The organism is Terrabacter aeriphilus (assembly GCF_039542985.1).
Classification (GTDB): Bacteria; Actinomycetota; Actinomycetes; order Actinomycetales; family Dermatophilaceae; genus Terrabacter; species Terrabacter aeriphilus.
On the sequence record NZ_BAABIW010000006.1, the window covers coordinates 46,997 to 71,523 of the forward strand.

23 protein-coding genes are annotated in these 24,527 nt (G+C 73.9%); 13 read left to right on the forward strand and 10 right to left on the reverse strand.

Features of this window, described 5'->3' with window-relative positions:
* Positions 1-130: 130 nt before the first annotated feature.
* Positions 131-883, forward strand: coding sequence for an SDR family NAD(P)-dependent oxidoreductase (locus ABD979_RS02465; protein WP_345505845.1), 753 nt, complete (start codon positions 131-133; stop codon positions 881-883).
* A gap of 2 nt (positions 884-885) precedes the next feature.
* Here ABD979_RS02465 and ABD979_RS02470 read toward each other — a convergent pair whose 3' ends face one another.
* The 3 genes from ABD979_RS02470 to ABD979_RS02480 are packed head-to-tail and all read right to left on the reverse strand — an operon-like array spanning position 886 to position 3,663.
* The gene (locus ABD979_RS02470) at positions 886-1,902 is read right to left on the reverse strand and encodes an NAD(P)H-binding protein (RefSeq protein ID WP_345505846.1); all 1,017 of its coding nucleotides are present in this window, start codon (positions 1,900-1,902) and stop codon (positions 886-888) included.
* Positions 1,899-2,438 (reverse strand): SRPBCC family protein, encoded by a 540-nt coding sequence (locus ABD979_RS02475; RefSeq protein ID WP_345505847.1) that lies wholly within the window; start codon positions 2,436-2,438, stop codon positions 1,899-1,901. The genes ABD979_RS02470 and ABD979_RS02475 overlap by 4 nt, the downstream gene beginning before the upstream one ends.
* A 46-nt stretch (positions 2,439-2,484) precedes the next feature.
* On the reverse strand, positions 2,485-3,663 hold the full coding sequence (locus tag ABD979_RS02480; RefSeq protein WP_345505848.1) for a GNAT family N-acetyltransferase: 1,179 nt from the start codon (positions 3,661-3,663) through the stop codon (positions 2,485-2,487).
* Positions 3,664-4,017: 354 nt separating this feature from the next.
* Here ABD979_RS02480 and ABD979_RS02485 point away from each other — a divergent pair, with 354 nt between their 5' ends.
* From ABD979_RS02485 to ABD979_RS02495, 3 genes are read left to right on the forward strand one after another with little or no spacing between them, the layout of a single operon-like run.
* Positions 4,018-5,607 carry a hypothetical protein gene (locus ABD979_RS02485; RefSeq protein WP_345505849.1) on the forward strand — a complete coding sequence of 530 codons (1,590 nt, stop codon included), beginning with the start codon at positions 4,018-4,020 and terminating at the stop codon, positions 5,605-5,607.
* A 23-nt stretch (positions 5,608-5,630) separates the two neighbouring features.
* Entirely contained in the window at positions 5,631-6,494 is an 864-nt protein-coding gene (locus ABD979_RS02490) for an inositol monophosphatase family protein (RefSeq protein WP_345505850.1), read from the forward strand.
* 1 nt (position 6,495) lies between these two features.
* Positions 6,496-7,692 carry a benzoate/H(+) symporter BenE family transporter gene (locus ABD979_RS02495; protein ID WP_345505851.1) on the forward strand — a complete coding sequence of 399 codons (1,197 nt, stop codon included), beginning with the start codon at positions 6,496-6,498 and terminating at the stop codon, positions 7,690-7,692.
* A gap of 40 nt (positions 7,693-7,732) precedes the next feature.
* Here the strand turns inward: ABD979_RS02495 and ABD979_RS02500 are convergent, their stop codons facing one another.
* Positions 7,733-8,368: a hemerythrin domain-containing protein gene (locus ABD979_RS02500; RefSeq protein WP_345505852.1), complete on the reverse strand. Its 636-nt coding sequence runs from the start codon at positions 8,366-8,368 to the stop codon at positions 7,733-7,735.
* A gap of 132 nt (positions 8,369-8,500) precedes the next feature.
* Here ABD979_RS02500 and ABD979_RS02505 point away from each other — a divergent pair, with 132 nt between their 5' ends.
* Both ABD979_RS02505 and ABD979_RS02510 read left to right on the forward strand, forming a co-directional pair.
* Positions 8,501-9,931, forward strand: coding sequence for a lipase/acyltransferase domain-containing protein (locus ABD979_RS02505; protein ID WP_345505853.1), 1,431 nt, complete (start codon positions 8,501-8,503; stop codon positions 9,929-9,931).
* A 52-nt stretch (positions 9,932-9,983) separates the two neighbouring features.
* On the forward strand, positions 9,984-10,394 hold the full coding sequence (locus ABD979_RS02510) for a VOC family protein (protein ID WP_345505854.1): 411 nt from the start codon (positions 9,984-9,986) through the stop codon (positions 10,392-10,394).
* Positions 10,395-10,401: 7 nt separating this feature from the next.
* On the opposite strand, the gene ABD979_RS02515 is transcribed toward ABD979_RS02510, so the two are convergent.
* From ABD979_RS02515 to ABD979_RS02530, 4 genes are all read right to left on the reverse strand, one after another.
* Positions 10,402-11,223: an arylamine N-acetyltransferase family protein gene (locus ABD979_RS02515; RefSeq protein ID WP_345505855.1), complete on the reverse strand. Its 822-nt coding sequence runs from the start codon at positions 11,221-11,223 to the stop codon at positions 10,402-10,404.
* 33 nt (positions 11,224-11,256) lie between these two features.
* Positions 11,257-12,279, reverse strand: coding sequence for a Y-family DNA polymerase (locus ABD979_RS02520; RefSeq protein WP_345505856.1), 1,023 nt, complete (start codon positions 12,277-12,279; stop codon positions 11,257-11,259).
* A 69-nt stretch (positions 12,280-12,348) separates the two neighbouring features.
* On the reverse strand, positions 12,349-13,350 hold the full coding sequence (locus ABD979_RS02525; protein WP_345505857.1) for a patatin-like phospholipase family protein: 1,002 nt from the start codon (positions 13,348-13,350) through the stop codon (positions 12,349-12,351).
* Positions 13,343-14,335, reverse strand: a complete 993-nt coding sequence (locus ABD979_RS02530) for a sigma-70 family RNA polymerase sigma factor (protein ID WP_345505858.1) — start codon at positions 14,333-14,335, stop codon at positions 13,343-13,345. Before ABD979_RS02530 ends, ABD979_RS02525 begins: the two co-directional genes overlap by 8 nt.
* 104 nt (positions 14,336-14,439) lie before the next feature.
* On the opposite strand from ABD979_RS02530, the gene ABD979_RS02535 reads away from it, so the two are divergent.
* The 7 genes from ABD979_RS02535 to ABD979_RS02565 all read left to right on the forward strand — a co-directional run bounded on the left by ABD979_RS02535 (position 14,440) and on the right by ABD979_RS02565 (position 23,125).
* Positions 14,440-14,778, forward strand: a complete 339-nt coding sequence (locus ABD979_RS02535) for a VOC family protein (RefSeq protein ID WP_345505859.1) — start codon at positions 14,440-14,442, stop codon at positions 14,776-14,778.
* A 514-nt stretch (positions 14,779-15,292) separates the two neighbouring features.
* Positions 15,293-16,315 carry a LacI family DNA-binding transcriptional regulator gene (locus ABD979_RS02540; protein ID WP_345505860.1) on the forward strand — a complete coding sequence of 341 codons (1,023 nt, stop codon included), beginning with the start codon at positions 15,293-15,295 and terminating at the stop codon, positions 16,313-16,315.
* 159 nt (positions 16,316-16,474) lie between these two features.
* Positions 16,475-17,728, forward strand: coding sequence for a sugar ABC transporter substrate-binding protein (locus tag ABD979_RS02545; protein WP_345505861.1), 1,254 nt, complete (start codon positions 16,475-16,477; stop codon positions 17,726-17,728).
* A 4-nt stretch (positions 17,729-17,732) separates the two neighbouring features.
* On the forward strand, positions 17,733-18,656 hold the full coding sequence (locus ABD979_RS02550) for a carbohydrate ABC transporter permease (protein ID WP_345505862.1): 924 nt from the start codon (positions 17,733-17,735) through the stop codon (positions 18,654-18,656).
* A 1-nt stretch (position 18,657) separates the two neighbouring features.
* Positions 18,658-19,572 carry a carbohydrate ABC transporter permease gene (locus ABD979_RS02555; protein ID WP_425583897.1) on the forward strand — a complete coding sequence of 305 codons (915 nt, stop codon included), beginning with the start codon at positions 18,658-18,660 and terminating at the stop codon, positions 19,570-19,572.
* Between the two features lie 29 nt (positions 19,573-19,601).
* Positions 19,602-21,245, forward strand: coding sequence for a glucoamylase family protein (locus ABD979_RS02560; protein WP_425583911.1), 1,644 nt, complete (start codon positions 19,602-19,604; stop codon positions 21,243-21,245).
* 44 nt (positions 21,246-21,289) lie between these two features.
* Entirely contained in the window at positions 21,290-23,125 is a 1,836-nt protein-coding gene (locus tag ABD979_RS02565; RefSeq protein WP_345505864.1) for a glycoside hydrolase family 3 protein, read from the forward strand.
* Positions 23,126-23,137: 12 nt separating this feature from the next.
* Here the strand turns inward: ABD979_RS02565 and ABD979_RS02570 are convergent, their stop codons facing one another.
* Together ABD979_RS02570 and ABD979_RS02575 are read right to left on the reverse strand one after the other, a co-directional pair.
* Positions 23,138-23,386, reverse strand: a complete 249-nt coding sequence (locus ABD979_RS02570) for a DUF2630 family protein (protein WP_345505865.1) — start codon at positions 23,384-23,386, stop codon at positions 23,138-23,140.
* 61 nt (positions 23,387-23,447) lie between these two features.
* Positions 23,448-24,461: a LacI family DNA-binding transcriptional regulator gene (locus tag ABD979_RS02575; RefSeq protein WP_345505866.1), complete on the reverse strand. Its 1,014-nt coding sequence runs from the start codon at positions 24,459-24,461 to the stop codon at positions 23,448-23,450.
* Positions 24,462-24,527 lie beyond the last annotated feature (66 nt).

Here is a 24,527-nt window from a genome sequence, read left to right on the forward strand (position 1 = left end):
CGGCGCGACTGTCTCGTCGCTCACGTCGCCCCCGGATGTGACCCACGAGGCGGCGCCGGCGCCGGTACCGGCGGAGACTGGGAGTGCGGGCAGGGCGCCCGCGCGGGTGACGGAGCAGGAAGGACACGCCATGAGGCGGCTCGAGGGACGGGTGGCGCTCGTCACGGGCGCAGCGAGCGGCATCGGCCGGGCCACGGCCCGGCGCCTGGCCGAGGAGGGAGCAGCCGTGCTGCTCACCGACGTCGACGAGGCCCTCGGGGCGACGACGACGGCGGAGCTGGCGCAGACCGGGGCGCGGGTCGAGTTCCTGCGCCACGACGTGACGAGCGAGGGCGACTGGGAGGCGGCCGTGGCCCACGCCGTCGAGGCGTTCGGCGGTCTCGACGTGCTCGTCAACAACGCCGGCATGGGCGACCTCGCGACGATCGAGGAGACGAGCCTCGAGGACTGGCAGCGCACGGTCGCGGTCGACCAGACGGGCGTCTTCCTCGGGATGAGGACCGCCGCGCCGCACCTCAAGGCCTCGGCCCACGGCTCGGTCGTCAACATCAGCTCGATCTTCGGCACGAGCGGCGGCTTCGGCACGTCGCCGGCCTACCACGCGGCCAAGGGTGCGGTGCGCACGCTGACGAAGAACGTCGCCCTGCACTGGGCGGGCGAGGGGGTGCGGGTCAACTCGATCCACCCCGGCTTCATCGACACGCCGATCCTCGACTCGGCCCGCGGCACGCCCTTCGAGCAGGTGATGGTCGACCTGACCCCGATGGGGCGGCTCGGGCGCCCGGAGGAGGTTGCGGCGGGCGTCGCCTACCTCGCGAGCGACGACGCCGCGTTCGTCACCGGGCTCGAGCTCTACATCGACGGCGGCTACATCGCCCGCTGACGTCAGCGGCGGAGGGCGCTCGAGATCGCCCAGTCGAGCACGGAGCGGTGCCGTGACCACTCGGGGTCGCCCACCGACGGGGCCTGCGGGTCGCCGTCGGCGGCGGCCCCGTCGGCGGCGGGCGTGGCGAGCGATCGCCGGATCGCCTCGGCGAGCTCGAGCCGGCCGCCGGGGGGCTCGCCGAGCACGTCGGCGGCGTCGCGCTCGGCCACCATGTCGTGCCCGAGGCTGGGGATGAGCGAGGCCACCGTGCTGCTCGGGACGTCGACGAGCAGGCCGGCCACGCGCGCGACCGCCTCGACGGGAGCGAGCCACACCGGCACCTGCACGCGCAGCAGTCGGGCGGCGCCGGCATACGTGCGCAGCAGCTCGACGTAGCTGACCCGGTCGGGCCCCACGACGTCGAGGTGGCCGGTGACCCCGGGCCGTTCGAGGGCCTCGGCGAGGAACCACGCGGCGTCGCGCACCGCGACCGGCTGGATGACCGAGCCGCCCATCCACGCGGGCACGGTCTGCACGACCCCGAGGCGGTGCGACATCTGGCGCATCACCTCGAAGCTCGTGGACCCGGCGCCCACGACCATCGACGCGCGCAGCGTCAGCACCGGGCAGGCGGCGGTCGCGAGCACCTCCTCGACCTCGAGGCGCGAGAGCAGGTGGTCGGAGAGCTCGTCGTCGGGAAGGTCGGGCACGATGCCGGAGAAGTAGACGAGCCGGCGGGCACCGACGACACCGGCGGCATACGCGACGTTGTCGGCGGCCAGGCGGTCGAGGCGCATGAAGTCGTCGTCGTCGAGGCCGTGCACGAGGTAGACGACGGCGTCGACCCCCTCGAGCGCCTCGACGACCTGCTCCTCGTCGTGCACGTCGACGCGCCGCCACTGCACAGCACCGCTCCAGGGGTATGCCGTCGCCGGGCTCCGGTGGTGCGTGGCCACGACCTCGTGGCCGCGGCGGAGCAGCTCGGGCACGAGGCGGGAGCCGACGTAGCCGCTCGCGCCGACGACGGCGACCCTCATCGTCGTCGACGCCGGAAGGAGCCGAGCAGGTCGGTCGCCGAGCGCACGAGGTCGAGCGCGCCCCCGTCGTCGTCGGGGCCGGCGTCGTCGACCGGCCCGGGCGTGGCCATGCACGAGAGGAACCGCTCGATGACGGGGTCGGAGGCGCGCTGCACGAGTCCCGAGCCGAAGTCCAGCGGGAAGCCGAGGAAAACGAGGTCGGTGGCGAGGTGGGCCCGGGTGCGGTTGCCGTCGCCGAGCGGGTGGAGGCGCAGGGTGATGTCGACCGTGGCGCGGCCGAGGCCGTGCCGCTCCCGACCGGTGGCCGCCAGGCGGGCGTGGCCGGCGTCCGCGTCGCGCTCGGTCATCGAGCCCGTGCCGTCGAACCACATCGACAGCGGGCCGAGGGTGGCGCGGACCTCGCCGACGAAGTCGTCGCCGTCGACCTGCGTCACGCGGGCGCCGGGGAAGCACCGGCCGATGCGGCGCAGGTCCATGAAGTGGGCCCACACGGCGTCGAGCGGTGCGTCGAGCTCCTGCTCGTGGCCCAGTCGCATCGCGGGTCCCTCCGTCGCTCGCCACCGACAGGGGCCGGTGGCATCGTCAACCTTCGTATACCCGCCCCAGCAGCTCCCAGTGCAGCCCGTCGCCCCAGCCGCCGTCGGCGAGGCGGTCGACGGCGTGCTCGCGCCCGAAGGGCACGAAGCCGACCGAGCGGAGCACGGCGTTGCTCGCCTCGTTGTCGGCCGCGGTCTCCGCGACGAGCCGACGCAGTCCGAGCCCGCCCTCGGCCTCGGGTGCCAGGGCGTGCGCGACGGCGAGCCGGGCCGCCTCCTTGGCGGCGCCGCGGCCGCGGGCGCTCGGGAAGAACTGGTAGCCGAGCTCGGCGACGTCGGTGACCGGGCCGCTGCGGCTGAAGACCGTGACGCCGCCGAGCGCGCGGTCGGTCGCGAGGTCGGCCACGCACCAGTCGATCCCGGTGCCCTCCGCCATCCGCTCCTGCCGGTCGCGCAACCACCGCGCATAGGTCTCGCGGCGCAGGACGGAGCGCGCCGGCATCCAGTGCTCGGGGTCGCCCTCGCGGGTCTCGATGGCGTCGACGTCGTCGGCCCGCCACGGCCGGAGCCGCACCGTGTCGCCCTCGCGTGGCGTGGCCTCGAGCCACGGGGTCCGCGGGCTGGGCGCGTCGTCGGGCGTGAGGCTCGCCGCCCACGTGTCGAGGGCCTCGGGCCCGCCGTCGGGGTCCGGGTGGCTGGCCGGGATCGTGCCGTGGAAGGTGAAGCCGGCGGCCCACGCCGCCCGGCGCGAGCCCCAGTTGCCGGCGATGGCGCGCCAGTGCACGCGGGTCACCGGGGCGCCCCAGACCGGCGTGGCGAAGGCGTGCGCCGTGACGAGCCGCACGGCGCGCGACATGAGGCCGCGCCCCCGGGCGTCGGGGTGCAGGCCGAATCCGAGCTCGCCGGCCGACGCGGCCGCGCCGGGGCGCAGGTCGATGGTGCCGCCGAAGCGGGGCGTGCCGTCGGCATCGGTCCACTCGATCGCCCACGACCGGGTCGCGGACGGCGACGCCCACGCGGCCCGGTTGCCCTCGACGAACCCGACGGCGTGCTCACGGGTGTAGGGCCGCGGCACGGTCGTCCACCGCAGGCTCTCGGGGTCGAGGCACTGCTCGAGGAGGGCGTCGACGTCGGCGAGGGTGTGCGCCCGCAGCGTGACCACCCCGTCGGTGAGGCGGGGCGCGAGGTCGGCTGGCGCGGCGGGCTCGGCAGGTTCGACTGGCACGGCGCTCACCCTGCCAGCGGGGGCCGACCGCCGCCAGCGAGATATGGCCGGCCGGTCGGTGGGACGTCGCCGGCGGAAAAGGGACCGGGAGCCAGCGAGCTGGCTCCCGGTCACGGCCCGCCTCCCCTCCACAGGCTGCGTACCGACCCCTACATACCCACTGCGCGCTCCGACGAACAACGCGTTCGACGGGCCACCGAGAGGGCGGTGGGTCGTCCCGGCGGTGGGGCGGGAGTCGCCCCCTGGCCACGTCTCCCGCCCCGGCCCACTCGTGCCGACCGTCACCGTACGGAGGGTGTCGAGCCGTCCCGGCCCGTGTTGCGCAGGATCCTCATCCGCGCAACAGTGCCTGCCATGGACCGCACGGCGAGGCTCGACGCCCAGGTGCGGTGGGTGCTGCGCAACGCCCGCCTCCAGGCCGCGGACCCGGCCCTGCGCACGGCGGCCGGCTTCGCCGAGGGCGCTGGCCGCGCCGCGCCCGTGCACCGGGCGCAGGTCGGCCGGTGGGAGGGCGGACAGGCCCAGCTCGGCCGGGCGCTCGTGCGGCGCTACGAGACGGTGCTCGGCCTGCCCGAGGGCCGGCTGCTCGCAGCCGTCGACCTCTTCTCCCGCTCGCACGAGCCGGTGCGAGCGGCCTCGACCCTGCCCCCGCCGGGGCCGCCCGACGTCGAGGGCACGCTGGCGCTGCTCGAGCGGGCTCTCGCGGCGGAGCGGATGACCGGCCTCGACTGGGACCGCCTCTCGGACCACCTCGGCCGGATGCCGCACGCCCTCGTCCGTGCGGCGGACTGGGAGGGCCTGCTGCGCCGGCTGCTCCACGAGGTCAGCCTCGGCATCGGCCTCGACTACGTGCAGCGGGCCGAGGCCGTGGCCCGGCTCGCGGGCCACCCGCGCAGCGGCGCCGTCGTGGCGTCCCTCGCGGCCGAGGTCGTGGCCCGGCCCGACGCGCCCTTCTACGCAGACACCCTCAGCCTCCTGCGTTTCATGGACTCCCCGCGGGTGGGGCTGCCGGTGCTCCTCGGCCAGCTCCGCGAGCCGACGAACGCGAGCACGCTGCGGGCCTGCCTCAGCGTGCTCACGGCGCTCGTCCGGGGCACCCGGCTCGACCCCGAGACCCGCCTCGAGGCGGTCCGGCTCGCCGTCGGGCACCTGCGCGACCCGGGCCACCCCTACCTCGTGCACCGCGGGGCGGCCAACCTCGTGCGCACGCTCGGGCCGTCGGGGAGCCGCCGGTTCGCGAGCGTGCTCACGGCCGACGACCGGCGCGTCGCGGCCTCGATCGTCCGCGACGGGCGCGCCATCACGGCCTCGGCCATCCGTGAGGCGCACCGGCGCATCCGCGTCGAGCTGGAGGCCGGGGCCGGGCCCGAGTCCGCCGCGGAGCCGGTGCTCGCCGACCTGCTCGAGACGGCCCTCGGCGTGACGAACGAGGAGGACCGCTCCTACGCCCTCGGCGTCCTCCTCCTCTCGCCCCAGAGCCGCGTCGTCGGCCGGGTGCACGCCGCCGTCCTGGCCGACGCCCTCGCGCGCTCCGACCACGTCGCCGCGCACGAGAGCGCGACCGTGCTCACCTGGATGGGCCAGCCCGAGGACCTCGACCTCTTCACGCGGGTCGCGCTGTCGCCGGGCCGGGCGCCCGACGTCGCCAAGGAGGCCGCCTACGTCGTCGGCAACATCAGGGAGCCCGCCGGGCCTCGCCGGGACGACCGCGAGACGGCGTTCGCCCGGCGCGTCGTCGAGGTCGCGTCCCCACCCGGGGGACGTCTCGAGGCGTCCGCCGTGCAGCTGCTGCGCGGCCTCGTCTACGCGCTCGGGATGCGCGGGCGCCACGACCTGCTGGCCGAGGTCGTGCAGGCCCGGCCGGCGATGCCCGCGAGCGCCCGCGCCACCGTCGACGCCTGGCTGACCGGGCCGGAGCACCTGAGACCCCTCCGTCAGCCGTGACGACGCGTCGCTAGGTTGGGGTGGTGCAGACGGACGAGGTGCTGGGCCTCCTGAAGGACGTGGCCGACGAGGTCATCAACCCGCGCTTCCGGGCGCTCGCCGACGGCGAGATCCACGAGAAGCGGCCGGGCGACCTCGTGACGGACGCCGACCGCGAGGCCGAGGTGCTCATCACCGCGGCCCTGCTCGCGGCCTACCCCGACGCCGTCGTGCTCGGCGAGGAGACCTTCGCGGGCGACCCGTCGCTCATGGGGCGGTATGCCGTCGCCGAGCACGCGTTCACCGTCGACCCCGTCGACGGCACGAAGAACTTCGTCCACGGCTCGAAGGACCACGCCGTCATGGTGGCCGAGACCGTCGGCGGCGAGGCCGTGCGGGCCTGGATCTGGCAGCCCCAGCACGAGCTGGGCTACGTCGCCGAGCGCGGCGGCGGCACGTGGCGCCACGACGCCGCGGGCACCCACCGCCTCGAGGTTCCCGCAGCCGGGTCCGCTGACGGGTCCGCTGACGGGTCCGCTGAGGGGTCCGGTGACGATGGGCCGCGCGGCGGCCTGAGCGACGGCCTGCGCGGCCGCACCTCGCGGCGCGCGTGGATCGGGCGGGCGCTCGAGGGGTTCGAGCCCCTCACCCTGACGTGGGTGTCGTGCGGGATCGACTACCCGAAGCTCGTCGAGGGGGAGGCCGACTACGTGCTCTACGGGTCGGCGGCCCCCTGGGACCACGTGCCCGGCTCCCTCCTGCTCGCCGAGGCGGGTGGCCTGCTCGGCACGACGGCGGGCGAGGTCTACTCGCCGCGCGACACGGCGCCCCCGGGCCTGATCGCCGCGGGGAGCGAGGCGGCCTACCGGGCCGTGTGCCGTGCGCTGGCCGCGAGCGACCTCGGCTGAGGTGGCGGGGGGCTCGCCTGCGGGCTCGACCGCGCACGCGGTGCTCGCCGGCATCGTCTGCGGGATCGTCGGCTTCACGAGCTCGTTCGCCGTCGTCCTGACGGGCCTTCGCGCCGTGGGAGCCGACCCGGAGCAGGCTGCGTCGGGGCTGCTCGTGCTGTGCGTGACGATGGGCCTCGGCTGCGTGCTCTTCTCGTGGCGGTTGCGGATGCCGATCACCATGGCGTGGTCGACCCCGGGCGCGGCCCTGCTGGCCGCCGCGACGGTCCCTGCGGGTGGGTTCCCTGCCGCGGTGGGCGCCTTCGTGGTCTGTGGCGTGCTCATCGCGCTCTGTGGACTCGTGCGGCCGCTCGAGCGCCTCGTCGAGGCGATCCCCACGTCGCTGGCGAGCGCGATGCTCGCCGGGGTGCTGCTGACCCTGTGCGTGGCGCCGTTCCGCGCCGTCGTGAGCTCGCCGGCGGCCATCGCGCCGGTCATGCTGACGTGGCTCGTGCTCGTGGCGTTCGCCCGCCGCTGGGCGGTGCCGGGCGCGCTCGCGGCGGCCCTCGTCGTGATGGCCGTCCAGGGCGTGTTCGGTCGCCTCGACGCCGGCGCGGCCGTCCCGGCCCTCCAGGTCGTCGTGCCGACGTGGCAGCCGGCCACCCTCGTCGCGGTGGGGCTGCCGCTCTTCCTCGTGACGATGACGAGCCAGAACATCCCCGGCACGGCGGTGCTCGCCTCGTTCGGCTACCGCCCCGGCATGCGGGGGCCGCTCCTCTACACCGGCGGGGCGACCGCGCTCGGCGCGCTCGGCGGCGGGCACGCGATCAACCTGGCCGCGATCTCCGCCGCGCTCGCGGCCGGCCCGGAGGCGCACCCGGACCGGGGTCGGCGCTGGATCGCCGGGGTGTCGTGCGGCGTCACCTACCTGGCCTTCGGGCTGCTCGCCGGTCTCGTGACGGCCGCCGCGCGCGCGGCCCCCGCCGGTCTCGTCGAGACGATCGCCGGCCTCGCCCTGCTCGGCACCTTCGCGGCCGCGGCGGCCGCGGCCCTCGGGGACCCGGCGACCCGCGAGGCCGGGGCCGTGACGCTCGTCGTGGCGGCATCCGGCATCACGCTGGCCGGGATCGGGGCCGCCTTCTGGGGGCTCGTCGCCGGGCTCCTCGTGCTGCTCGCCCTGGAGCTCGACCGGCGCCGGCGCCGGCGCGACGCCGCCTGAGCGCCCGACCGACCACGGTCGGGCGCCCGGGACCCGGGGGTCACTCCTCCTCGGAGGCCTCCGCCGACGCCGTCTTCGACCGCGCGCTGCGCGCGGGGGCGGTCGTGGCCGCCTTCTTCGCCGCCTTGGCGGCCTTCTTCGCCGTGGCCGAGGGCGTGCTCGACTTCTTGGTCTTGACGTAGCCCTCGGGGTCCTTGTCCTTGGGCGTGATGCCGTCGGCCCAGCGCACGGCCTCGTAGCGGAGGAACTGCAGCGCGATCTCGTGCCGCAGCTCGAGGCTCGACTGCTGGCGGAAGTCGGCGAGGTCCTGGCGCTCCTCCTCGCCCATGTGGTCGCTGTTGTGCACGTTCGCGTCGACGACGGCCGTCCACCACGCGTCGGAGCCGGTGCGGCAGCGGCCGACCCGGCGCACGGCCTTGCGGATCTCGTTGTGGTCGTGGACGGCGTCCTCGACCTCCTCGTCGACCGACTCGGCGTCGGCGCCACCGGTGCCGAGACGGAGCAGCTCGGGGTAGAAGTAGAGCTCCTCGGCCTCGGCGTGCGTCTCGAGGAGGATCTCGAGGCGCTTCCACAGGGCCGCGAGGCCCTCGTGGTCGTCGCGCGGCCACTCCTCGAGCATGGCGAACATCCGCCGCTGCTCGTCGTGCTGGCGAAGGATGACGTCGGTGATGTCCACGGGTGGCCTTTCGTTCGTCCGGCGGGTTCCGGATCCCACTGTGCCGCATCCATACCCGATGTCCGTAGGGGGCGGAGACGCCGATCCGTGGAATGGGGTATCACCGGACCCCGCGCGTGCCACCGTTGGTGCATGACGAGCAACGACCTGGTCGTGGTGCTCCCGGGCATCACGGGGAGCACCCTCGGGATCCGCGGCGACGACGGGTCGCCCGCGAGCGAGAACCTCATCTGGGCGCCGAGCGCCGGAGCGGTCTGGAAGCTGCTGACCGGTGGCAGCTCGATCCTGCGCCAGGCCCTGCCGGAGGGCATCGGCGACGGCCATCCCGGCGACGGGGTGGAGCCGGTCGCGCTCATGCCCGACGTGCACGTGATCCCGGGCATCTGGACGCCGATCCGCGGCTACGACGTGCTCCTCGCTTCGCTCGAGCAGCAGGGCTACCGGCGCGGCACCGGCGGGAAGCCGGCCACGCTCATCCCGTTCGCCTACGACTGGCGCCTCTCCAACCGCTACAACGGCGAGCGCCTCAAGGCCGTCGTCGAGCCGGCCCTCGAGCAGCTGCGCGCGCAGGGTGGGGCGTATGCCGACGCCGAGGTCGTCTTCGTCTGCCACTCCATGGGCGGTCTCGTCGCCCGGTGGTACGTCGAGAGGTGCGGGGGAGCCGAGGTGACGCGCACGCTGATCACCCTGGGCACCCCCTGGCGCGGCGCCACGGACGCGCTCGAGCAGCTCGTCAACGGGGTCAGGAAGGGGATCGGCCCGCTGTCGATCGACCTGACCGCCTTCTCCCGGAGCCTGCCCTCGCTCTTCCAGCTGCTGCCCGAGTTCGCGTGCATCGCCGACCCGGGCGCGGAGGGTGGCTACGCGAAGACGACGGAGGTGTCGCTGCCGAACGTCAGCACCGCGATGGTCGCCGATGCGATGGCCTTCCACACCGACCTGCAGGCGGCGGAGGCCGCGCGACCGGGCAGTCGCGCGGCGCACCTCGTCGTCGGCGTCCGGCAGCCCACGGCGACGACCGTCCAGATCGCCGGCGGCCACGTCACGACCTACCGGGGCTTCGGGGCCGACGACGACCTCGGCGACGGCACGGTGCCGCTGACGGGCGCGGTGGGGCTCGGGGAGTCGCTCGACACGAACCTCGCGGTGCGGGTGCCCGAGCAGCACGCCAACCTCCAGTGCAACCAGACCGTGCTCGACCAGGTGCAGGAGATCCTCTCGGCCCGGCCGCTGCGCCGGCGCGAGCTGACGGACACGAGCGTGCGCGCCGTCGTGCCCGACCTCGTCACCGCGCAGGAGGGCCTCGGCGTCGCCTTCGACCTCGAGCCCGACGTGGCCGGCGTCGACCCGTCGGGCAAGGCGGTCACCGTCACGGTGCGCGCCGCGGACGGCCGGGTGCTCGCCACGGCCGCCCCGTCGGTCGTCGACGGGCACGGTGAGGCGTCCTTCGCGGGCCTCCCGCCGGGCACGCACACGGTGACGATCGCGGGGTCGGCCCCGAGCTCGACGGTGCGACCCGTCACCTCGACCACGCTCGTGTGGCCCGACGGGGTGGTTGGGTAGGTGCAGCGGGACGGGCGCACCGACGCGCCGGCCCGAAGCGACCGGAGGACCCATGAGCGACACCAGCCGTCCTGACAGCACGATCGGCTACGACTGCGTCGCCCTCGACTGCGCCGACCCGGCCGGGGTCGCGCAGTTCTACGCCGACCTGCTCGGCGGCCGGGTGGAGGCCGACCCGGACGGCGACTGGTTCAACGTGCTGTGGGACGGGCCGCGCATCGCGACGCAGCTCGCGCCGGACCACGAGTCGCCCGACTGGCCACGAGGCCAGCAGCAGGCCCACCTCGACTTCGTCGTCGTCGACATCGCCGCGGCCCACGAGCGCGTGCTCGCCCTCGGCGGCACCGCCCTCGACCCCACCTCCCCGCCGCAGCCGGCACCGGACCGGGGCTTCCGGGTCTACGCCGACCCGGCCGGCCACCCCTTCTGCCTCTGCCGCCCGACCGAGGACGCCTGGGGCTGAGCCCTGCTCACCCCACGGGGTCGCGGCGCTCGAGGACGATCCCGAAGTGCTCGACGAGGGCCCGGCGTACGTCGTCCTCCGAGAGCCGGGTCTCGTGCCGCCGGCCGTGCGTCGTCGTAATGAGCCGGTCGCCGCTCAGGGTGACCCGGCCGGTCGGGGTGAGCCGCGAGACGACCCGTGAGCGCGTGAAGTGGCTCTCGGGCGAGGTCTGCTGCCAGTGGTGGCGCGCCTCGAAGTCCGAGAGGGCGTGCGGCGTCGCCGTGAAGACGTACTGCGTGCGCCACGGCTCGTCGGGTCGGCGCTCGCGGTAGTGCCAGTCGGCGCCGGCCGCGAGGAGGCCGACGTGCTTGCCGGGCTCGGCCCGCTCCTCGTGGTCGCGCAGCACGAGCGGCTCGACGAAGGCGTCGCCGAAGCCGACGTCCGCGAGCACCGGCCCGTCGAGGTCGCCCCCCGAGACCACGAGCGCGAGGTGGTCGAACTCGGGGGTGAGCCCGCCGTCGCCCGTGGCGACGCGGGCCGACACGAGGTCGACGGCATACCCGAGGTGGCGCAGCAGCAGGGCGAAGAGGCCGTTGAGCTCGTAGCAGTAGCCGCCGCGCCTTCGCCTGACGACCTTGTCCAGCAGGGCAGCCCGGTCGAGCCGGATCGGCCGGCCGAGCGAGATGTCGAGGTTCTCGAAGGGCACGGCCAGCAGGTGCGCGAGGTGCAGCGACGAGAGGGCCGCGCGCGTCGGGGCGTGCGGGGCCGGCGCGCCGATGCGCGCGAGGTAGGCAGCCGCCTCCGTGTCGGTCAGGGCGGGGCCTTCGAGGGCGGGGTCGGTCGGGGTCACGGGCCCATGCTGCGACCTCGAGCGCACCTGAGGTCAAGCGGGGGCGGGCAGGGGCAGGGTGACGCCGACGAGCGTGACGCCGCGCCCGTCGCGGTCGTATGCCGTCTGCTCGAGCAGCTGCCCCGCCGCGGTGCGCAGGGCGGCGGGGTCGAGGGTCGGCGCGTCGAGCGGTGCGCGCTCGACCGCGGTGGTGCCGTCGTCGTAGCGGACGAGCACCTCGAGGCGCCGGGGGAGCCGGGGCGGGTCGTCGAGGCCGCGGACCCGCGTGACCGCGCGCTCGATGCACGTGTCGAGGACGGCGACGACCTTCGAGCGGGTGCGCGTGGCGGGGAACGAGCGGCTCGCGCTCACGGACCGTCGCGCGCCGGGGAGGCGGATCGTCGCGTCGTCGGTGCCGCGCGCGATGGAGACGAGCCGGCGTGCCATGGCCGTGCCGACGACGAACGTCAGGTCCTCGACGTCGAGGCCGTCGAGGTCGGCCACGTCGAACAGCCCTGTCGCGTGGAGCTTCTCGTACGTCGTGGCGCCGACGCCCCAGAGGTCGTCGAGCCGCAGGCCCGGGCGGAGGTGGGCCTCGAGCCCTGCGTCGACGACGACGAGGCCATCGGGCTTCGCGCGGCGGCTCGCGAGCTTCGCCATGAGCTTGGTGCGTCCGACACCGACCGAGACGGGCAGGCCGACCTCGGCGCGGGCCGCCTCGCGCAGGGCGCGCGCGAGGCCGACCGGGTCGCCGTCGTCGCGACCGGTCACGTCGAGGAAGGCCTCCTCCACCGAGCCGGGCTCGACGAGCGGCGTGAAGCGGTGGAAGAGCGCGAAGAGCGCGGCCGAGGCCTCGGCGTAGGCCTCGTCGCGGTAGCCGCTGACGAGCACCTGCGGCCACCGACGCTGCACCTGGCGCAGCGGCATACCGGCGTGGATGCCGAGCGCGCGGGCCTCGTAGGACGGGCAGGCGACGACCTCGTGGGCCACGACCATGGGCCGCCCGCGCATCCGCGGGTCGTCGCGCTGCTCGACCGCCGCGAAGAACGCGTCGGCGTCGGCGTGCAGGATCACCACGGGACGAGTCTGCGCCTGACCACCGACAGCTGCCGGGCCACCGACAGCGGCTGGACCACCGACACCGGCTCAGTAACCGGCGTGGTCGAGGGCCTCGGTTGTCAGCTGCCGGCCGAGCTCGATCATCTCGGCCGCCCGGTGGAAGTCGAGGGTGCGCACGGCGTTGGAGGGCACGGTGACGAGGACGTCGGGCGGGTTGCTCGCCATCCGGTAGCGCGAGATGAGGGCGCTCATCGTGTCGAACGACATGTTGAGCAGGTCGACGAGCCCGACGTCCGCCGACCGGACGACGAGCGCCTCGGTCGGGGTCTGCGGCACGGCCGCGTCCGCCCCGGGCGGGAGGGGCGCCTCCGGGTCGACGTCACGGGGGTGCGCGCCGAACCGGCTCGTGATCGCCCGCACGCGCTCGGACTCGAGCACCTCGGTGGCGCTGCGTCGCAGCCGGGTCGCCCACTCCTCGCGCGGCCGCTGCTCCGACGACTCCTTGACCGGCGTCGTCGGGCCGCCGGTCGCGCGCATGCCCGAGAGCGACACGGCGATGGTGAGGTCGGCCGAGGCGGCGGCGGTCGGCTCGATGGGGATCGGGTTGATCAGGCCGCCGTCGACGAGCACGCGCCCGTTGATGACGGCGGGAGTGATGACGCCGGGGATGGCGATCGAGGCGCGGATCGCGTGCTCGACCGGGCCGCGCTGGAACCACACCTCGCGGCGCGCGTTGATGTCGGTGGCGACCGCGGTGAACGGGATCGGGAGGCTCTCGATGGTCGCGCCGTCGAGGATCTCGCCCACCTTCGCGATGATCCGCTCGGCGCGGATCGCGCCGCCCGGCGAGGCGATGTTGAGGTCGAGCAGGCGCCACACCTCGCGCTGCGTCAGGCTGCGCGCCCACGCCGTGTACTCCTCGAGCCGCCCGGCTGCGGCGACCCCGCCGACGAGCGCGCCCATCGAGGTGCCGGCGATCGAGACCACCTCGAAACCGCGCTCGGCGAGCACCTCGAGCGCCCCCACGTGGGCGTAGCCCCGGGCGCCGCCCGAGCCCAGCACGACCGCTGCACGCATCCCCTCAGCCACGCTCCGACGATAGCCCGAGGTACCAGATCTCCATGGCATCGAGGCGGTCGCGGTCGGCGACCATCTCCACGCGCGTGACGCGGTCCTGCTCGACGGTGAAGCGGAACGCGACCTGGGGGCGCCCGTGCAGCGTCCACACGGCACCGAGGCCGCCGTCGAAGGCGGCGAGCCGTGCCGAGCGGGCGCCGCCGTTGAACCGCCCGGCGACGGCCTCGGGGCCGTGCAGCGCGGCTGGCGCGCCCATGACGACGGCGGCCTCGTCGGCGGTCAGCACGACGTCGGGGTCGAGCATCGTGAGGAGCGCGGCGAAGTCGCCGCCGCGGGCGGCCGTCAGGAAGGCGCTGACCACCTCGCGCTGCCGGGTGCGCGCGGGAGCGTGCTCACCGGCGTCCGCCGCCCGCACGCGCCGCCGGGCGCGGCTCGCGAGCTGGCGCGTCGCCGCGGGGGAGCGGTCGACGACGTCGGCGATCTGCTCGAAGGGCATGCCGAAGAGGTCGTGCAGCACGAAGGCGAGCCGCTCGGCAGGTGCGAGCGTGGCGAGCACGACGAGGAGGGCGAGGCCGATGCTGTCGGCGAGCTCCGCCTCGCTCGCGGGGTCGGGCGCGGGTGGTGCCGCCACGGCGTGAAGGCAGGCCGTCCCGGCGGCTCCGGCGCCGCCCCCGGCCGCGACGAGCTCGGCGAGGCCGCCGTCCCAGTCCTGCTCGCGCCGGCTGGCGCGGGATCGCAACATGTCGAGGCTGATCCGGCCGACCACGGTCGTCAGCCAGCCGGCGAGGTTGTCGACCTCGCTCGTGTCGCTGCGGTGCAGCCGCAGCCAGGCCTCCTGCACCGCGTCGTCGGCGTCGGCGGCCGAGCCGAGCACGCGGTGGGCGACCGCGCGCAGCCGCGGCCGGTGCTCCTCGAAGGCCCGGGTGAGCCACTCGTCGCCGTCGTCACCGGCCCCGCCTGCGCCGGTCCCGTCGGTGTCCTTCTCGCTGGTGTCCATCGTCGTCACATCCTCCGCTCGGCATCCGTCATAGCACTGACGAGCCGGAGCCACTCGATGTGACGACGGCGTCCCCGAGACACGAACCCACTAAGGAGCGCACCATGTCCGCCGTCAACACCCTCATCTACCCCGTCACCGACCTCGCCGCCGCCAAGGCGGTCTTCACCGCGCTGCTGCACACCGAGCCGCACACCGACGAGCCCTACTACGTCGGCTACTCCGTCGACGGGCAGGAGATCGCCCTCGACCCGAACGGGCACCGCAAGGGCCTGACCGGCGCCACGCCGTACTGGCCCGTCGACGACCTCGGGGAGGCCCTGACCGCCCTCGTCGAGTCCGGTGCAACCGTGTGCCAGCCGGCCACGGAGGTCGGCGGCGGTCGCACCGTCGCGGTGCTCGCCGACGCGGACGGCAACATGGTCGGGCTGATGCAGGGATGACGGGCGACGGCCACCTCGATCTCATCGCCCTTCTCCGCGTGGATCTGCACGTCGTGACCGTGCTGCGCGCCGGCGACTCCACGACCGTGGCCTGCCGTGCCGCGCTCGGCGCACCCCGGGCCCGCTCCGGTGCGTCGTCTCCGGGGACCGATGACGCAGCTTCGTGGTGGGTGTCCGCTCCCACGGGACCAGCGACGGGGGCAGGGTGCGTCATCCGTCCGCGCGGAGGGCGGCAGGAGGTCCTACCGTCGCGGTGCTCTCGATGCGGACGGCAAGTGGTCGGGCTGATGCAGGGCTGAGCTACGCGTCTTGACGGGTCGCGAATCACACTGTGCCGCAACGGCTTCCGACCCATCATGAGCGCGAGGGGGCTGAGTGGCGGACGCGGTCGACGGCATACGGCCGGGGGAGGACCTTGCGCCCGGGCTCGGACCTGTGCACTATGGAGGGACAGATGTAAGCGCTTACACCGAGCGCGACGTGACTCGACGACGAGACCCGGAGGAGGATCACCATGGCCACCGTGCCCTCGTCCTCCCCCTCGACCGGGGCCACGATCTACTCCGTCGCGGAGCGGGCCGGCGTCTCGATCGCCACCGTCTCGCGGGTGCTGCAGGGCGCCGGCACCGTGTCGTCGAAGACCTCCCAGAAGGTGCTCGACGCCGTCGACGCCCTCAACTACGTGCCCCTGGGCGCTGCCCGAAGCCTCGCCGTGCGCCACCACGAGGCCCACGGGCTCGTGCTGCCGGAGCTCTCCGGTCCCTACTACTCCGAGCTGCTCATCGGGTTCGAGTCGCGCGCGGCCGAGCTCGGCCAGAGCGTGACGCTCATGCTGACCGAGGGCAAGGGCGACATCGGCCGGGCCGTGCGCCAGCTCGCCACCCGGGTCGACGCCATCGCGGTGCTCGGCTCGGCCGCCATGCCGCCCGCGGTCGCGCGGGCCCTGCACGGGCAGAAGCCCGTCGTCATCATCGCCGGCACGCCCCAGGACGGCATCGAGGGCGTCGGCGCCGAGAACGCCGCGAGCGCCGAGCGGCTGACCGAGCACGTGCTGGCACACGGGCGCACCCGCCTCCTCTTCGTCGGCGACCCCGCCGGCGCCCCCGACATCGCCGACCGCCACGTGGGCTTCGTCGCCGCGCACGCGGCGCGGGGCCTCGTGCCCGCCGCACCGGTGCGCGTGGCCTTCCGCGAGGCCGACGGCCGGGCCGTCGCCGAGCGGCTCCTCTCCGGCGAGCTCGAGGCCGACGCCCTCGTGTGCGCCAACGACGAGCTCGCGCTCGCCGCCATGACCCGGCTCCAGGATGCCGGCCGCGACGTGCCCGGCGACGTGGCCGTCGTCGGCTGGGACGACGTCATGACCGCTCGCTACGTGCGCCCCGGCCTCACCACGGTGCGCCAGCCCGTGCGCGAGCTCGGCGCCGTCGCGGCCGAGCGGCTGCACGACCGCGTCGCGGGGGGCGCCCCGCGGCTCGAGCCACAGGTGCTCGCCACCGAGCTCGTCGTCCGCACCTCGTGCGGGTGCCCACGCCCCTGAGGCTCGCGCCGGCCCCGGGCGCCTCGCCCCGCCTGCCCCCGCCCACCTGACCCCACCTCGACCACCGACGCCTGACCCCCACCCCCCGACACCGCCGTCGGAGAACACCGAGAAAGCGAGAGACCGATGAGACGCACCACAGCCATCACCGTCGCGTGCATGACTGCCGCGGCCCTCACCGTGACCGCGTGCGGCCGCAGCGCCGACACCGGCGCCACCACGGGCGGCCAGACCGGCGCCGCCGTCAGCACCGGCAAGGCCACCGGCACCATCACCGTCTGGGCGATGGGCGCCGAGGGCGACAAGCTGCCCGAGCTGACCAAGGACTTCGAGGCGGCCAACCCCGGCGTCAAGGTGCAGGTCACCGCCATCCCGTGGGACGCCGCGCACGACAAGTTCACCGCCTCCATCGCCTCGGGCAACACCCCCGACGTCGCCATGGTCGGCACGACGTGGATGGGCGAGTTCGCGAGCAGCGACGCGCTCGACCCGACGCCGGCCCAGATCGACAAGAGCGGCTTCTTCGAGGGCGCGCAGAAGACCACCGAGGTGAACGGCACCTCCTACGGCATCCCGTGGTACGTCGAGACCCGCGTGCTCTTCTACCGCAGCGACCTCGCCAAGAAGGCCGGCTTCGACGCCGCGCCCACCGACTGGCAGGGCCTCAAGGACATGGCCAAGGCCATGCAGACCAAGGCCGGTGCGCAGTACGGCATCGGCCTGCAGGCCGGCGGCGAGGGCTCGTGGCAGACCGTCATGCCGTTCGCCTGGAGCGACGGCGCCGACCTCACCAAGGACGGCGGCAAGGCCTACAACTTCGACAGCCCGCAGCTGCTCAAGGCCACGCAGTACTACCAGTCGTTCTTCACCGACGGCATCTCCAACAAGAGCGCCCCCGCGACCCCGACGACGGAGCCCGACTTCGTCAGCGGCAAGGTGCCGATGTTCATCTCCGGCCCGTGGATGATGTCCGCGGTCGAGAAGGTCGGCGGCGCCGGCTTCAAGGACAAGTACAACGTCGCCCCGATCCCCGCCGGCTCAGCCGGGTCGTCCTCGTTCGTCGGCGGCTCGAACTTCGTCGTCTTCAAGAACACCAAGAACCGCGACACGTCGTGGAAGTTCGTCCAGTGGCTGAGCGACCCCAAGGTCCAGGCCAAGTGGTACACCCTCTCCACCGACCTGCCCTCGGTCAAGAGCGCGTGGGACCAGGGCGACCTCGCCTCCGACGAGAAGCTCGCCGTCTTCGGCAAGCAGCTCGAGACCGCCAAGGCCCCGCCGTCGTTCCCGACGTGGGAGCAGGCCGTCAAGGGCCTCGACGGCGAGCTCGAGAAGATCACGAAGACGGGCGAGGACCCGGCGACGGGCCTCAAGACCGCCCAGGCGTCGGCCGAGTCCATCGGGACGGGTCTGTAGTCCGATGACCGTCCAGACCGGCACGACCGGCACCCGTCGGCGGGACGACTCGTCCCGCCGGCGGGAGGGGCGGGCGGCCTGGATCCTCGCGATCCCGTTCTGCCTGCTCTTCCTCGCCTTCACGGCGTGGCCGGTGATCCAGTCGCTCTTCATGAGCTTCACCGACACGAAGGCGCGCGACCTGCGCAACCCCTTCGCCGTCAACATCGTCGGGTTCGACAACTTCGCCAAGGCCCTGTCGGACCCGACCTTCCGCAAGGCGGCCGGCAACACCGCCTACTTCGTCCTCGTCGGCATGCCGCTCACCCTCGTCGTCGCGCTCGCCGCGGCCGTCGCGCTCGACAAGGGCATCACCCGCTTCCGCGCGATCTTCCGCCTCGGCTTCTACATGCCGGTCATCACCTCGATCGTCGCCGTCGCGGTCGTCTGGCGCTTCCTGCTGCAGGACCCGGGCGGCCTCATCAACACCGTGCTCGGCTGGGTCGGCATCACCGGCCCCAACTGGCTCGGCGACCCGAACTGGTCGATGCCCTCGCTCATCCTCATGGCGGCGTGGCGCAACTTCGGCACCGCGATGATCATCTTCCTCGCCGGCCTGCAGGCCGTGCCCGCCGAGCTGCACGAGGCCGCCGCGATCGACGGCGCCGGGGCGTGGAAGAGGTTCCGCTACGTCACGCTCCCGCTGCTGCGCCCGACCCTGCTCTTCGTGATGGTGACGACCGCCATCGGCTACCTGCAGTTCTTCGAGGAGCCCTACGTCATGACCAAGGGCGGCCCCCTCAACAGCACCATCTCGCTGTCGATGAGCACCTACCAGCAGTTCGGCTTCGGCAACTACGGCCTCGCCTCGGCGATGAGCTACCTCATCTTCGTCGTCATCGCGATCGTCACCGCCATCCAGTTCCGACTGCTCCGAGAGAGGACCTGACATGTCCGTCGACACGAAGGCCCCGCCCGCCGCGGATCGCTCGCGTCGCGCGCACCGTCCCGCCGGGCCCGCCCGCGCGTCGTCCGGCATGGCCGGCTCGAGCCGCGGCAACCGCTGGTGGCTCTACCTCGTGCTGACCGTCGCCCTCGTGGCCGTCATCGCACCGTTCGTCTGGATGGTGCTCGGCAGCTTCAAGGGCGAGGGCGAGCTGCGCCAGGTGCCGCCCACCTGGCTGCCCGAGAGCGCGTCGCTCGACAACTACACCCAGCTGTTCAGCAAGCTGAACTTCGGCCAGTACTTCTCCAACTCGATCGTCGTCGCCGTCGTCGTCACGGCCGGCAACCTCATCTTCTGCTCGATGCTCGGCTACGCCCTGGCGATGCTCGACTTCAAGGGCAAGAAGGCGATCTTCGTCGCGGTCATGGGCACGCTGATGATCCCCGGTGTCGTGACCTTCGTGCCGCTCTTCGTCCTCGTCGCCAACGCGGGCCTCGTCAACACGCTGCCCGGTCTGTTCCTGCCGTTCCTCGTCAGCCCGTTCGGCGTCTTCCTCATGCGCCAGTTCATCCTCGGGCTGCCCAAGGACCTGCTCGACGCCGGTCGCGTCGACGGTGCCGGCGAGCTGCGGATCTTCTTCCGCATCATCCTGCCGCTCTGCGGGCCGGCCCTCGCGACCCTCGGGATCCTCACCTTCCTCGGCAGCTGGAACAACTTCCTCTGGCCGCTCGTCGTGGCCCAGACCGAGGACCACTACACCCTGCCCGTCGCGCTGGCCCTCTACTCCACCGGCCAGAACAGCACGAACTACGGGCTGCTGCTCGCCGGCGCCACCGTCGTGATCATCCCGATCCTCGTCGTCTTCCTCATCTTCCAGAAGCGCTTCATCGAGGGCATCGCCACCACCGGCCTCAAGTAACGGAAACGGAGCACCGCCGCATGACCGACATGACCGACAGGACCGACCGCACCCCGCAGACCCTGCTCACCCCGAGCCGGCGCAGCCTCATCGTCGGCGGCGCGGCCTCCGTCGCGGCCCTCGCGCTCGCCCCGGCAGCCCGAGCCTCCACCGCGCCGACGGCATCCGCGACGGCGGCAGGCGCCCCGGCGCTCGTGCGCCGCGGCGGCCTCGCGTTCGACCGCCGCCGCGTCCAGCGGTGGGCCTCCGACACGTGGCGCAGCCTCGTCGCGATGACCGACGCCCGCACCGGCCTGCCCGCCGACAACATCCCCGAGTCGCTCGCGGCGGGGGACCGGTCGGGCTACACGTCGCCGACGAACATCGGTGGCTACCTGTGGTCGACGATCGCCGCCCGCGAGCTCGGCGTCATCTCGGCGCGTGAGGCGAGCGCGCGGCTGGTCCGCACCCTCACCACGGTCGAGCGGATGGAGCACCACACCCCGAGCGGGATGTACTACAACTGGTACGACGAGGCCACCGGCAAGGCGCTGCTCTCGTGGCCCGGCTCCGGCGACCGCGTCGACCGCTTCTGCTCGAGCGTCGACAACGGCTGGCTGGGCGCCGCCCTCCTCGTCGTGGCCGGCTCCGACCGCACGGCAGCGCCCCTCGCGCGCAAGATCTTCGGCCGTATGCGGTGGGACGCCTTCTACGACGACAACAGCGACCCGGCTCACCAGGTGCGCCCCGGCGGCCTCATGCACGGCGGCTTCTACCCGTACGAGGACGGGCGCCCCGGCGGCACGTACCAGGGCACCCACATCGGCGGGGACCCCGTGTGGCTGACGACCCACCACTACGACACGGCCGTGTCGGAGACGCGCATCACGACCTACCTCGGCATCATCACCGGCCAGGTCCCGGCCACGGCGTACTACGCCACGTGGCGCACCTTCCCGGACGCCTGCGACTGGTCGTGGCCCGAGTCGCAGCCCACCGGGGTGAACCGCACCTACTTCGGGATCGACGTCTTCGAGGGCGCCTACACCTACCGCGGCATGCACGTCGTGCCCGGCTGGGGCGGCAGCATGTTCGAGGAGCTCATGCCCGACGTCTTCGTCGACGAGGCCCGCTGGGCGCCGCGCAGCTGGGGTCTGAACCACCCGCTGCACGTGCGGGCCCAGCGCGAGCACGGTCTCGACGAGGCCGGCTACGGCTACTGGGGCTTCAGCCCGTCGAGCGACCCGTTCGCGGGCTACCGCGAGTACGGCGTCGACGCCCTCGGCCTCAACCCCGACGGCTACTTCTCCGACAAGGAGATGACGAACTACGACCCGGGCTTCGGCGACTGCCGACCGGCGACGAACGCCACGCCGCGCTTCGGCGACGGCGTCGTCACGCCGCACGCCTCGTTCCTCGCGATGATGCACGAGCCACGGGAGGCCTACGCCAACCTCGCGCGACTGCAGGGCGACTTCGACGCCTACGGCCGCGGTGGCTTCTTCGACGCGGTGGCGGTGCGCTCGGGCACGGTGGCCCGGCGCTACCTCTCGCTCGACCAGGCCATGATCATGGGCGCCGCCGGCAACGTGCTCGGGCATGACGTCATCCGACGCGCCTTCAGCAGCAAGGCCGTCGAGCGACGGCTGCGTCCCGTCATCGGCATCGAGCGCTTCGGTGCGGGCCCGGCCTGACGGCCGACCCCAGAGATCACTCCCCCCCACGAAAGGCAGCCCCGGTGCGACCCGAGCTGAGCACGACCGAGGACGGCGTCGCCTACCGCGACCTCAACGGCAACGGCCGGATGGATCCCTACGAGGACCCCCGGCTGCCCGTCGAGGAGCGGGTCGCCGACCTGCTCGCCCGACTCTCCCTCGAGGAGAAGGTCGGCCTGATGTTCCAGACGGTCATCGAGGCCGGGGCGGACGGCACCGTGCTCGAGCACCCCGGCTCCATCAGCAAGTCGCCGACGAGCACCGTCGTGCTGGAGAAGCACCTCAGCCACTTCAACGTGCACGCCCTCGACGACCCGCGGACGGCGGCCCGGTGGAGCAATGCGCTGCAGGCCCTCGCCGAGCAGTCGCCGCACGGCATCCCCGTCACGGTGTCGACGGACCCGCGTCACGCGTTCATCGACAACGTGGGGGTGTCGTTCTCCGCCGGGGCCTTCTCGCAGTGGCCCGAGCCGCTGGGCCTCGCGGCCCTGCGCGACCCCGACACCGTGCGCCGGTTCGCCGACATCGCGCGGCAGGAGTACGTCGCCGTCGGAATCCGGGCCGCCCTGCACCCGACGCTCGACCTCGCGACGGAGCCGCGCTGGGCGCGACAGGCCGGCACCTTCGGGCAGGACCCCGACCTCGTGACCGAGCTCGGTGTCGCCTACCTCAAGGGTTTCCAGGGGGATGCGCTCGGCGCGGCGAGCGTCGCGTGCACGAGCAAGCACTTCCCGGGAGGTGGGCCGCAGAAGGACGGCGAGGACGCCCACTTCCCCTACGGCCGCGAGCAGGTCTACCCCGGTGGGCGGTTCACCGACCACCTCAAGCCGTTCCCGCCGATCATCGCGGCCGGCACGGCGGGGATCATGCCCTACTACGGCATGCCGATCGCCCTCGAGATCGACGGGGAGCCGATCGAGCCGGTCGGCTTCGGCTACAACAAGCAGGTCGTGACCGGCCTGCTGCGCGAGAAGCTCGGCTACGACGGTGTCGTCGTCACCGACTGGGAGCTCGTCAACGACAACCACGTCGGCGACCAGGTGCTGCCGGCCCGTGCGTGGGGTGTCGAGCACCTCGACCCGCACGGGCGCATGGAGCTCATCCTCGAGGCCGGTGCCGACCAGTTCGGCGGCGAGGAGTGCGTCGAGCTCCTCCTCGACCTGGTCGCCCGGGGCCGCGTCAGCGAGGCGCGGGTCGACGAGTCCGCCCGGCGCATCCTCGCCGTGAAGTTCCGCCTCGGCCTCTTCGAGAACCCCTACGTCGACGAGGACGCCGCGTCGGCCACCGTCGGGCGACCCGACTTCCGGGCCGAGGGGTACGCCGCCCAGGCGCGGTCGGTGACGGTGCTGCAGAACGCCGACGACCGGCTGCCCCTCGAGCAGGGCCTCAAGATCTACGCCGAGCGGGTCTCGCCCGAGGCCGTCGTGCGCCACGGCAAGCTCGTCGACCGTCCCGAGGACGCCGACGTCGCCATCGTGCGCCTGCCCGCCCCGTTCGACCCGCGGTCGGACCTCTTCCTCGAGTCGTGGTTCCACCAGGGCTCGCTCGACTTCCCGCCCGGTCTGATCGCGCGGCTCGAGCGCATCGCGGCCGTCTGCCCGCTCGTCGTCGACGTCGTGCTCGACCGGCCCGCCGTCCTCACCCCGCTGCTCGGGGTGGCCACCGCCGTCGTCGGCAGCTACGGCAGCAGCGACGACGCGCTCCTCGACGCGCTCACCGGCACCATCGCGCCGACCGGCCGCCTGCCCTTCGACCTCCCGCGGTCGATGGAGCAGGTGCGCGCGCACGGCGAGGACGTGCCGGGCTACGACGACCCGCTCTTCCCCTTCGGCCACGGGCTGGGGCTCGCCGCCGGCTGACCCGCGCTCGGGTCAGCCGGTGTACCCCTCGACGGTGCGCTCGCTGCGCACCTGCGCGTCGTCGGGGTCCTGGCCGAACTCTCGCTTGGCCCGGCGCTGCCGCAGCAGGTCCCAGCACCGGTCGAGCTCGACCTCGACGCTGCGCAGCCGGGCGTGCTCCTCGTCGGGCGTGATCTCACCCGACTGGAGGGCGGCGCGCAGCCGGTGCTCCTCGTCGATGAGCGAGCCGATGCGGTCCTGGATCGAGGGGTCCTCAGCCATGTCGCCACCCTCGCACGCGTCGGCCTCCGCGTCGAGGGCCTCGCGGCCCAGGGCGGGCGGCTCAGGGGCGGGCGGGCACGCCGAGGGTCGTCTCTCGGGCCTCGAGGCTCCAGGCGACCTCGACCTCCTCGGCCGGGCCGTCGTCGCCGTCGATGCGGCGGGTCAGCAGCTCGAGGGCCGCGCGCGCGAGGCCGGTGAGGTCGGGCGAGATCGTCGTGACGGTGGGGTTGGAGTAGCGGGTCTCCGCGATGTCGTCGAACCCGACGATGGCGACGTCGTCGGGCACGCGCACGCCCGCCTCGACGCAGGCCCGCAGCGCCCCGACGGCCATGAGGTCGTTGAAGCAGAAGACGGCGTCGGGGGGCTCCGGCAGGGCGAGCAGCTCGCGCATGGCCGCGTGCCCGTCGGCGCGCTCGAAGTGCGGCACGCCGATGACGAGGTCGGCGTCGTAGGGCAGGCCGGCCGCCTTGAGCGCCTGGCGGTAGCCGCGCAGGCGCGCCGAGGCCGTGCCCTTGGTGGTCTCGCGGCCGACAGCGGCGATCCGCCGGCGACCTTGCGCGACAAGGTGTTCCGTCGCTGCCCGGGCGGCGGCGACGGAGTCGACGGCGATGTGGTCGAACCCGGTCGGCACCGGCCGCTCGCCGAGCAGCACCATCGGGAGGCTGTCGGCGCGTCGGCCGATCTCGTCGGCCGAGAGGGCGAGGGGCGAGAAGATGACGCCGTCGATGACGTGCGAGCGCATCCCCTCGAGCACGACCCGCTCGGCGTCGGCGTCACCGCCGGTCACGTCGAGCAGCACGATGAAGCCGAGGGCGGCCGCCTCCTCGGTGATGCGCGCCGCGAGCTCGGCGAAGTAGGGGGAGTCCATGGCGGGCACGGCGAGCGCGAGGAAGCCGGCCCGACCGTGCTTGAGGCTGCGGGCCGACAGGTTGGGCCGGTAGTGCAGCTCGGCCATGGCCGCCTCGACCCGTTCGCGGGTGCTGGCCTTGACGTGCGGGTGGTGGTTGAGCACGTTCGAGGCGGTCTTGACCGACACGCCGGCACGCTCCGCAACGTCCCGTAGCCGCGCCGCCACCCGTGCCTCCGTCCGTGCCCGGAGGGCTCGCCCCTCCGTCGTCCGAGGGACAGGCTAGCGCCCGTC